This is a genomic window from Streptomyces sp. F63 (genome assembly GCF_018070345.1).
Taxonomy (GTDB): Bacteria; Actinomycetota; Actinomycetes; order Streptomycetales; family Streptomycetaceae; genus Streptomyces.
Genome location: NZ_JAGPXX010000010.1, coordinates 132816 through 143174, shown reverse-complemented (window position 1 = coordinate 143174; position 10359 = coordinate 132816). Strand labels below are relative to the sequence as shown.

7 protein-coding genes are annotated in these 10359 nt (G+C 73.1%); 1 reads left to right on the top strand and 6 read right to left on the bottom strand.

Annotation, left to right across the window (positions count from 1 at the left end):
* Positions 1-722 precede the first annotated feature (722 nt).
* A complete protein-coding gene (locus KBZ10_RS29425; protein WP_247702330.1) occupies positions 723-1961 on the top strand; it encodes a M23 family metallopeptidase in 1239 nt (412 codons plus the stop codon).
* Here the strand turns inward: KBZ10_RS29425 and KBZ10_RS13835 are convergent.
* The 6 genes from KBZ10_RS13835 to KBZ10_RS30300 all read right to left on the bottom strand — a co-directional run bounded on the left by KBZ10_RS13835 (position 1930) and on the right by KBZ10_RS30300 (position 10258).
* Complete coding sequence (locus KBZ10_RS13835) at positions 1930-2667, bottom strand: ABC transporter permease (RefSeq protein ID WP_210987897.1); 738 nt, start codon at positions 2665-2667, stop codon at positions 1930-1932. The two genes, KBZ10_RS29425 and KBZ10_RS13835, sit on opposite strands and share 32 nt — an antisense overlap.
* Positions 2648-3619, bottom strand: coding sequence for an ABC transporter ATP-binding protein (locus tag KBZ10_RS13830; RefSeq protein ID WP_210987896.1), 972 nt, complete (start codon positions 3617-3619; stop codon positions 2648-2650). The genes KBZ10_RS13835 and KBZ10_RS13830 overlap by 20 nt, the downstream gene beginning before the upstream one ends.
* Positions 3613-4812, bottom strand: a complete 1200-nt coding sequence (locus KBZ10_RS13825) for a S8 family peptidase (protein WP_247702329.1) — start codon at positions 4810-4812, stop codon at positions 3613-3615. Before KBZ10_RS13825 ends, KBZ10_RS13830 begins: the two co-directional genes overlap by 7 nt.
* 480 nt (positions 4813-5292) lie before the next feature.
* A complete protein-coding gene (locus KBZ10_RS13820) occupies positions 5293-5982 on the bottom strand; it encodes a response regulator transcription factor (RefSeq protein ID WP_307847401.1) in 690 nt (229 codons plus the stop codon).
* Between the two features lie 148 nt (positions 5983-6130).
* Complete coding sequence (locus tag KBZ10_RS13815; RefSeq protein ID WP_247702328.1) at positions 6131-6802, bottom strand: PAS domain-containing protein; 672 nt, start codon at positions 6800-6802, stop codon at positions 6131-6133.
* A gap of 690 nt (positions 6803-7492) precedes the next feature.
* The gene (locus KBZ10_RS30300) at positions 7493-10258 is read right to left on the bottom strand and encodes a helix-turn-helix transcriptional regulator (protein WP_210987893.1); all 2766 of its coding nucleotides are present in this window, start codon (positions 10256-10258) and stop codon (positions 7493-7495) included.
* Positions 10259-10359: the final 101 nt, after the last annotated feature.

Genomic DNA, 10359 nt, shown 5'->3' with positions numbered 1-10359 from the left:
CAATCCCCAGAAGTCAAGAGGTGATGTGCGCTCCCGGCCCCGACCAAGGGGTAACCACTGCCGGACGAAATGTCCGGACCCTTGTCCCGCGACAGTCACCGTGGACTGTTCCGGGGCCGTGCGCATGAGCGTGGTCGGATCACTCCGAACCCGGACGGAATTCTGTGGAATTCCCCGTCAACAGCCGGCGAAGGTACTGCGACCACCGGGGCCCGGCAACCCCGATAACAGCTCTGGCCTGCACAGATGTCCCGCACAGACGCCAGCCGTGGCAATGGCGGCGGCATGGCTCAGCAGACCGTGGAGCACGAGTCCGAAAGCACCCCGATTTCCCATGCAAATCCCCCGTATCGAAATAGTCACGCCGCAACTCACCATGGGAGGGAACCACGTGCACGCCCCCGGTCCCGAGGGCCGCACCCGTTCGCACCTTCGATATTGAACGACATGCTCATCCACCCGAACAGCGCCTGTCAACGGTCGGCTCCGGAAGGCCCGGGACGCGATCCCGCCAGCATTCCGGAACCCGAAGCACTGCCTGACCTGCGGAAATACCCGGCGCAACACCGTGCACCGCACCGCGAGCCGGGCGCCGGCCGCCGGAGGACTAGAAGAATGCCCATTCTTTGAAGCCCGGCGATCGCTTCCGTCTGCCAACGGGGCGATACGGGCCGTCATACTTGACACCGCTGCGGCAACCCCACGAACGGAAGTTCACCGACATGGTCCTGTTACTCCTGAACGCCCTTCTCATCCTTTTCCTCCTGGCGGCCGTCCACTGGTATCTGTTCCGGCGTCTGGTCCGGGACGTCGCGCCCGAGGGCAGCCGGTGGCGCCGCGCCGGCACGGTGCTGCTGTGGCTCTTCGCGGCGACCACCGCCGCCGTGCTGGCCGCCGGGCCCGCCGAGCTTCCCTCCGGTCTCAGCCGCCTCTCCGCCCAAGTGGCCGCTGTCTGGCTGCCCCTGCTGCTGTACCTCACCCTCGCGCTGCTCCTGGGCGAGCTGGTCCGCCCCCTGCTCCGCCGGGCCGCCGCCCGCCGGGCCGCCACCCGCCACTCCGTCCCGCCGCCGGACGGCCCCCACGCGTCCCCGGGCGCGCCGGAACCGGGTGACGACTCCTCACGCAGGCTCTTCGTCGCCCGCACCCTCGCGGTCGGCACCACCGCGCTCGCCCTGGGCGGGGTGGTCGCCGGCCGGCCCGGAGACCACCCCGCCCAGAATCCGGAGGACGGAGGGGTCGTGGTCTCGATGCCCTTCACCGGGCTGTGGCGCGCCAGGAACAGCCCGGCCCGGCAGGTCCCGAGCCACGGGACCGATCTGCTCGGCGGCCGCTACGCCATCGACTTTATCGCCGTGGACGGCCGGCACCGGACGGCCGGCAGCCGCAGTTGGCGGACCTTCCTGGCCACCGAACCGCCGGAGCTCTTCCACGCGTTCGGCCTGCCGATCCTGGCCCCGGTCGGCGGCACGGTCGTCGCGGTCCACGACGCCGAACCCGACCACGAGGCCCGGCGCTCACAACTCGCCCTGGTCCCCTACGCCCTGGGCCAGGGGTCACGGCTGCGCCAGGGGGTGCACGCCATCGCCGGCAACCACGTGATCATCGCGCTGGCACCGGACGGCCCCTTCGTCGCCCTGGCGCACTTCAAGGCCGGCTCCGTCCGCGTGTCCGCCGGCCAGCGGGTGGTGGAGGGCGAGCACATCGCCGACTGCGGGAACTCCGGCAACTCGACCCAGCCGCATGTGCATCTGCAGGCCATGGACAGTGCCGACATCTCCGTCGCCCGGGGTGTGCCGATGCTGTTCCGGCGCTTCCGCGAATGGCCCTCCGGCCCGGAGCGGTCCGAGATCCGGGAACGGGCCGTGCCGAGGGAGGAGGGCGTCGTGGAGCCGCTGCCCGCCGCGTTGTGGCCCCTCGCCCGCGGGGGGCTCAGGGCCTGCGGGACATCGTCCGGTAGGTGATGAGGAATCCGGCGAGGGACCAGAGGGCCAGAACGGCGAAGGGAACGAAGGAGACGCCGCCCGCCGGGGTGTTGAGCGTGTCGCGGACGGCCTCGGCCATGTACTGGAACGGCAGCACCGTGTGCACGGTCCCGAACCAGTCGGGCAGCCGGGACGCCGGGAAGGTGATCGGCGAGAACATCAGCGCCACGAAGACCACCAGCTGCGACATCATCCGGGCCGCCGGCGGCGCCATCCCGTACCCGATCCCGTATCCGAGGCCGATGGCGGTGAACGCCGTCAGCAGGACCGCGGGAAGGACCAGGGGGCTGATGTCGAGGGACAGGTCGAACCGCAGACCGGCGACCACGAGAGCGGCCAGCATGCCGGGCAGCGCGGTGAGCAGCGCCACCGTGGCGTCCGAGGCGATGAGAGCGCTTCTGGGCACCGGCAGCGACCGGTTGAAGTCGAAGATGCCCTCCTGCTTCGAGGAGGCGACCTCCTGCGGCCCGATCACCATGCCGACGGTGATGAGCCCCAGCACCGGGGCGCCCGTAGCGAAGTACAGCGCGGTGGCGTCGTCCATCTCCGGCACCAGGTACCCGAAGCCGATGATGATGCCCACCGCGAGGCAGGTCTGGATGATGAGGTTGAGGGGCAGCGTCGCGCGGCTGCGCAGCGCCGTCCATCCCAGCAGCAGTCCGTAACTACGCAGCCAGTGGCTCACCGCGCTCCTCCTCCTCGTCGGTGCCGGAGGCGGCCTCGCTGCCGACCAGCTGCAGATACACGTCCTCCAGGCCGACCGGCACGAGCGCGAACTCATCGATCTCCCCCGCGGCACGGAGCTGCTGCGCCCAGGCGAGCGCCGCCGAGGCCGCGTCCGCGTCGATGGGGACCGCGAGCCGCCGGGAGCTGTGCAGCGGCGGGCCCGCGGTGGGAAGGTGACCGGGCAGCTCCGGGAGGGAGCCGGCGGTCGCCGCCGTCAGCTCCAGCCTGAGCTCGCCGACGGCCCGGGAGCGCAGCTGCGCGGCCGTGCCCTCCGCCAGGACCTTGCCGGACCCCATCACCACGATGCGGTCCACGCTCCGCTCGGCCTCGATCACGTTGTGGGTGACGAGCAGCACGGCACTGCCCCGGTTGGCGAGTTCACGGATCTGCTCCCACAGCAGCCTCCGGCGGACCGGGTCCACGTCGTTGGTCGGCTCGTCGAGCATGGCGACCCGGCCGGGTTCGGCCGCGGCCATGCCGAAGGCCGTCAGCCTCCGGACGCCTCCGGAAAGGCGTTCTCCCGTGGTGTCGGCCCAGGCACCGAGATCCAGCGCCTCGATCAGTTCAGCGGTCCGCGCGGCGGCGGCCTGCTTGCCCAGCCCCCGGATCCGGGCCATCGTCCTGATGGCCTGCCGCGGCGTCACACCGGTCAGCGGCGCGTGGGCCTGGGGCATCACCGAGACCATCCGGCGGACCCTGGCGGGCTCCGCGACCGGGTCGCAGCCGTCGACCCTGATGGTGCCGGACGTCGGCACCGCGAGTCCGGCCACCTGGTTGATCAGCGTCGTCTTGCCGGCTCCGTTGTGCCCGAGGAGACCGACCACCTCGCCGGCCCCGACCCGCAGGCTGACGCCGTCGTTGGCCCGGGTGCCGCCCCGGTAGCACTTCACGAGCTCCTCGATGGTCAGCAACGTCCCTCCCGGTGCCGTGCGAACGTCCGGAACGCCCCGTCCGGGCAGCGGCGGTCGCCCGCCGGGACCAGCTGGAGAAGCTTGTTGGGGGTGCCCGCGGTCGGCACCCCGGTCAGGGCGCCCGCCACGGCGGCGCAGTCCAGGGCCCTGGCCACCCCGGCCGGGGTGGCTCTCGGGTGTCCGCCCAGGAAGAGCGCGGCCACCCCGGCGGCGTGCGCCGAGGAGACGGAGGTGCCGGACTGGGTCCGCGTTCCGCCGCCCGGCCAGGCGGAGGTGATGTCCACCCCGGGGGCGTAGAGGTCCAGCCCCTCGCCGTAGTTGCTGAAGGAGGCGACCTGGTCGGCGCAGTCGGAGGAGCCGACGGTGATGCCCTCGGCCACCCGTGCCGGGGAGGAGTTGGCGACGTCGTCGGTGCTGGCTCCCGCGGACATCGTGTAGGTGACCCCGGCGGCGATGGAGTTGCGCACCGCCTCGTCGAGCACCTCACTGGCGGGAGCGCCGATCACGACGTTGGCCACCGACGGGCCCTCGGCGTGCTCGGTGATCCAGTCGATCCCCGCCAGCACCCCGTCCAGGGTGCCGCCGCCCTCCGCGTTGAGCACCTTCACGGGGATCAGCGTGGCCTTCTTGGCCACTCCGTGCTCGGTGCCGCCGATGATCCCGGCCATGTGGGTGCCGTTGCCGTGGTCGTCGCTGCCGTCCCCGCCGAAGGCGTCGAAACCGGGCTTGACGCGCGGCCGGAGATCGGGGTGGTCGTAGTCGATGCCGGTGTCGAGCAGATAGACGTCCACTCCGGCGGCCGCGTGGCGCGGGTGGGAGTAGGAACCGTCGAGCGGCAGCGCCGGCTGGTCGAGCCGGTCGAGCCCGCAGGACAGCGGGGCCGTCTGCGTCGCCGTGCCCGGAACCGGCCGCCGCACCGTGGTGTTCTGCTCCACCAGACGCACGGACGGATCGGCGGCCAGCCGCCGCGCCTGCGCCTCGTCGGCCTCGACCAGCGCGCCGTTCAGCGCGTGGTCGTATCTCTTCTGCACCCGCACGCCGTACCTGCCGGCGAGATCCGGCTGCTTCCCCTCCTCGAACAGGACGAGGTAACTCTCGTGTATCGCCTCGTCACTTCCGGCGTTGAGGACGGGACCGAGGTCCCGGGCGTACCCCGGAGCGGCCGTTGCCCCCACGCAGAGCACAGTTCCCATGGCCACAACGGTGGCCGCTATTCCGCAGCGTCTGGCTGACCGGGATGGTCGCACTTCTTCTCCTTGCATGAAAAGGACCGCGGCATTTGTGTGACGGCGCAACAGTCCGCCCCGGCCGGTTCCCCGGTACACGTTCGCCACAGACGGCACCGGCCGGACGGCGCCCGCGCCGCTGCCTGCCCCCACCACGATCCCCGCTGTGCGCGGGAGTCGGCGGCCACACCACCGATCACTACAAGAATTCCCAGTTCTTCTCCGGCCGGGTTGCGGAAGTCGTCCGCGGAACCGCCGGAACCGCCGGAACCCGGCCCGGCCCGGCACCAGGCGCATTCACCTCGCGCGGACATACCGGACGCCGATGCGGTTCCGGCCGTCACCCGACGACGGGCCGCGGACCCCGCACGCCCGCGGCGGGGACAGCGGGCGGCCCGGCTTCCGCGGGCCGGCGGCGCGCCGGGGCGCCGGGGCGCCGGGCGGGGATCAACCGCCGTGTGTGTCCGGGACCGCCAGCCGGTAACCCCCTCCTTCGGCGACCTCCACCAGGCCGGACGGCCCGAGCCGGTCCCGCAGGGAGGCGATGCCGTCGGGCAGCGAGTCGCGCAGCGCGGCACGGCGCGCCCGCAGGATCTCGTCGGCGACCTGGTCGGCGAGCAGGGTCTCGCCGGGCCGCCGGGCCAGGGCGGCCAGGATGTCGAACTCCTCGTCCGGCAGCTCGGTCGGGACGCCGTTGACCAGCACGGCCCGTTCCCTCAGGTCGATGCGCACGGGCCCGGCCAGGAGAAGGTCGCCGCCGGGCGGTTCCTCACCGCCCGGGGGCCCGGCGGGCCGCTGGCGGCGCATCACCGCCCGCATCCGGGCCAGCAACTCCGCGAGGTTGTAGGGCTTGACGAGGTAGTCGTCCGCTCCCAGATCGAGGCCCCGCACGCACGAGGCGTGGTCCCCGCGTCCGCTCGTCACCAGGATCGGGACCGGACTGGCCGCCCGTAATCTGCCGCACAGCGTGAAGCCGTCGCAGTCGGGGAGCCCGAGGTCGAGGATCACGGCATCCGGGCGGGTCCGCTCCAGAAGCGCGGCCGCCGCCTCGCCGGTGGCCGCGCACACCGCTTCGATCCCCTGCCGGGCCAGCCCGGCGCGGAGGGCCGCCGACACCCGTTCGTTGTCCTCAACCACCAGTAGTTTCACATCGTCCCCGCGGTTCCGGAATCCTGCGCCGGCACGGCGGGCCCCGCGGACGTTCCGCCGCGGGACCGGTGTATGTCACTGCGGCGGCTTGCCGGCAACGGCCGTCCGCGGCACGGAAGAAGGGGCGGACCGCAGTCTACGGCCGCCGCGTCCGCAAGCCGGCCCCGCCCCGCGGCCGCTCCGCTTCCTGCTCGTCGGTGCGGATGTAGTCGGGGTGGACCCTGGGCGGCCAGGAGCCGATGCTGAACATGCCCAGGGAGTACGCCTTCGCCGCGAGGGCCGTGCGGTTGGGCACCTTGAACTGCCGCAGCAGCATCCCGACGTGGTACTCGATGCCCTGCCGGCTGAGGAACAGCTTGGCCGCCAGGCGCACGGTGGGGTCACCCGCCGCCACGCCCTCCAGGACCTTCGCGCTGAGGGGCGCCAGCTTCCACTCCGCGCCGACGAGCGCCTCGTGGCCGTCGGCGGTCTCCTCCGGCGTGAACTGCACCACGATCATCCTGATCCGGCCCTCGCCGTCCTCCACCGGGAACGCGGTGAGCTTGCCGGAGACCACGGCCTCGTGGAAGCACAGGGCGACGGAATGGCTGACGAGGCGTACGGGCTCCCCCCGGACGAGCCGGCCGAACTGGCGGAGCACGGACTCCTGCACGCTCGGGTGCAGGAACTCCGTGATGTCACGGCCGCGGAGTTCGTCAAGCCTCCGGTCGCACCGGGAGGTCAGAGCGCTGTTGACGGACAGCAGACGCAAGGCCGGATCGAGAATCGCGAGACCGATTCCGGAGCGCTCGAAAAGCGAGAGGAACATATCGTGATGCTCCTCTCCCCGGCTTTTCGGACCGAGAAAAGACGACGCGATCTCACGGAATTCACTGAAGGGACGCATCGCGTTCTTCTGGGTGGCATTTCCTCTTTCTCTGGCGTACTGGGTCTGCTTTTCCACACCGACCTCCACGTCGACCATACAGGTCAGCCCCCCGCCTTTCGTTTTCCGCTTTCCGTATATCCAGGTCGACCGCGAGGCAGCCTAATGAAACGGAACGCCGGCACGCAATGCCGCCGGACGACGCCCGACGAAACTGTGGTCGCGGACGCGGAGGTTCGGAGAGTCCGGGGCCCGGCGCCCCGGGCGCCTCGCCGGGGCCGCCCCCGCACCGGAGGGACGGCCGCGCGACGGCCGCATATCCCCGGAAATATCATTCATATTCCCCGCCCGGCCGTGCGGCGATTCGGCACTACCGTCCAGTAACCCGGCTGGTGCACCGATCGGCCACCGAAGCGGAACACCCTCTCCGCGGGGATGAGCACCGGCCGCGACAGGGAGTCCGCCATCCGGAGCCCGCGGCCCCGGGTCCACAATCTGCCCGGAAAGGGAACGGACGCGGTGCGGATCCCCGGAGGATCCCGGGCGGATTTGGGGCAGATCCCGCGCGGGGCGGGTGACCGGGGCCACCGCGGATCCCCCGGCGCTCCCGCCCGCGCCGGCCGGGGCCCGGCGTCACAGCTGCTCGGTGAGCAGTCCCGAGGTGAAGGCCGCCCGGCCCGCCATCCCGCGCACCACCGGGATCAGCCCGGCCTTGCCGGTCACGCCCAGCCGCCGGTACAGCCTGGTCAGGATCTTCTCCACGGCCCGCGTCGTGACGCCCAGCACCTCCGCGGTGCCGCGGTTGGTGTGCCCGAGGGCCACCAGGGAGGCGACCCGGCGTTCGGTCTCGCTGAGCGGCCCGCCGCCCGCCGAGAACGTTCCGAGCGGCTTTCCACCCGGTGCGGACGGTACCGGCCCGGCCCAGCACCGCAGCAGCGGCTCGCCCACCGTCTCGGCGATCCGGTCGGCCTCGGCGAGGACGCCGGCGGAACCGGGGCGCCCGGCGGCGCGCAGGCGGTTTCCGTACGCCGTCAGCGACCGGCCCAGTTCCACATCGTTGGCGCTCTCCCGGAGGACCGCGACGGACTCGGCGAGCAGGGACAGCGCGTAACGGCCGTGGACCGCCGTGCCCCAGACGCGGAGGGTGCGCCCGAGCGCCGCCGGAGCACCGAAGGCCCGGGCCCGCTCGCAGGCGCGGGCGAGGACTTCCAGCGCGGCCCGCCTCTCGCCGAGGCGGAGCAGCAGGGACGCACACCACAGGTCCACCGGCAGCAGCGTCCAGTTGCGCCAGCCCGCCGTCTCGGCGCGGTCGGCGAGACTCCGCAGATCGGCGGCCAGAGCGGGCAGTTCGCTCTCCGGGGCCACCCCGGCCCGCAGCATGCGCAGGAGGAGACTGCGCAGCGGCATCCCGGCCCGGTCTCCCTCGGCCAGCAGGGCCCGCAGGCGCTCGGCCAGCCAGGGATCACCCGTCTCGACCGCCACGGAGGTCAGGCCGAACACGGTCAGCCAGTCGTTCTCCCCCAGCGGTCCGGGAGCAGCCGCGCAGGCCTCCCACGCGTCCGACCAGGCCTCGGCGAGGCGGCCGGTGCGCAGGGCGGTCAGCGCACGCCAGCCCAGCAGATGGGTCCGCAGCCGTTCGTCGCCGCGCTGCCGCGCCGTCTCCAGCGCCATGTCCAGCCAGCCGAGCGCGGGTTCAGCCGCCTCGGCCGCCGCCGCGCAGGCGATCAGCAGGGTGGTCGCGGCGTACGAGGAGGCGGCCGACGCCGGTTCGGACTCCAGCGTTCGCCGCACCCCGGCGGCGACCTCGGCGGCGGACAGCCGTGCGCCCAGGCCGCCGGCGAAGAGGAGGACCGACACCAGTTCGCGCCCGGCTGCGGTGCCGGTGCCGGGTTCCATGGTGCGCAGGCGCTCGACCGCAGCGGCCAGGGCCGCGGGGTCGGTGAGTCCGAACAGCCGGGTGCGGGCCTCCAACCGCAGTCCGGTGGCCGCGTCCTGCGGGTCCGTCACCCCGGAGGAAACCGCCGGCGCCGCGGCCGGTTTCCCGGCGGGCTCCTGGCCGGCGCCCTTGAGCAGCTCCGCGGCCCCCCGGGTCGAGAAGAACAGCGTGAGCGGCACACATGCCACGACCGCCGCGCGTTCGCGGACCGATCCCAGCAGCGGAAGAGCCTGGCCGACGTGGCGCAGCATGGCGGCGGTGTCGGTGTTCTGCTCCGCGTCGGCCAGGGCGGCGAGGAAGTCGCCGCGCTGCGGGCTGTCGGCCGGGAATTCGCGCAGGGCCCGGCGCAGAGAGCGGACCGCCAGGGCGTCGTCCCCACGGCGCCAGGCTTCGCAGGCGGTCTCGCGCAGCACCGTCGGGGCCCCGGTCCACTCGCCCGGTCCGATTTCCCGGAGATGCGGGACGGCCCGCCCGGCCGGAGCCCCGGTCTCGTGCAGCAGTTCGGCCGCGCGGCGGTGGAAGCGGGCGCGGTCGGCGGGGGAGAGGCAGTCCTCGGCGATCTCCCGTACGCAGTCCCACAGCACGGGCGGCGACCGGCGGTCGGCGGCCCAGCCGAGCCGGAGCAGGGTCTGTGCCGCGGTGGTCTCCTCGTCCGGGTCCAGCTGCGCGAGACGGCCGAGGAGGGGCGTCCCGGCCGCCTCGCCCAGAAGCGCGGCGCAGTGGGCGAACCGGCGGACGTATTCCGGATGGCCGGTCAGGGCCGCGGCCACGCGGGCCCGCAGTTTCCAGGGCGCCGGCCGGCCGCGGGCCAGGCCGAGCAGCCGGGCGGGGGCGAGGACGCGGGAGATGTCCAGGCGTTCGAGCAGGGACACCATCAGGGCCGGATTGCCGTCCGTCGCCCGGATCCACTCCCGGACCTGCTCGTCGGCGAGGACGATGCCGTGCGCCCCGGTCAGGGCGCGCGCCCCCGCCACGTCGAGCGGCCCGGCCCGCACCACGTGGTCCGCGGCCGCCAGGAAGTCCTGCACGCCCGGGAGTTCGACAGTCGGCTCCCCCTCGCACACCGCGACCGCCATGAGCAGCGGAACGGGTTCCGGATCGGCGAGCAGCCAGGCCAGCCAGGCCAGTGACGCCTCGTCGGCCCACTGCAGATCATCGACGACAAGCGCCACCGGACCGGCCGGTACGAGGTGGGAGAGCGCCGGGCCCCGGGGGCCGTATGAGGTCCGCGGAGAGAGCTGGAGGGGCAGAGCGAAGGGGAGTCCTTGTTCCAGGCGGCTGCCGCGGACCTGCCGCACCGCGAAACCGGCCTGCTCCGCCCGTTCCGCGATCGCCTCCAGGAGCGTCGAACGGCCCGCGCCCGGCGTGCCGGTGACCGCCAGGAGCACGACCCCGCCGTCCCGTACCCGGGCCACCGCCGCACGGACGGGATCGGGCTCATACGTCCGGTCACGAAGCGGCACGGGGGTCTCCGTTCACGGACGATGCCGAGCGGGTAGCCGCTCCCGCGGGACGGGGTGCCGGGTCCCGTGGCCGGGAATGTTCCCCGGCTCGCGGGCGTCCG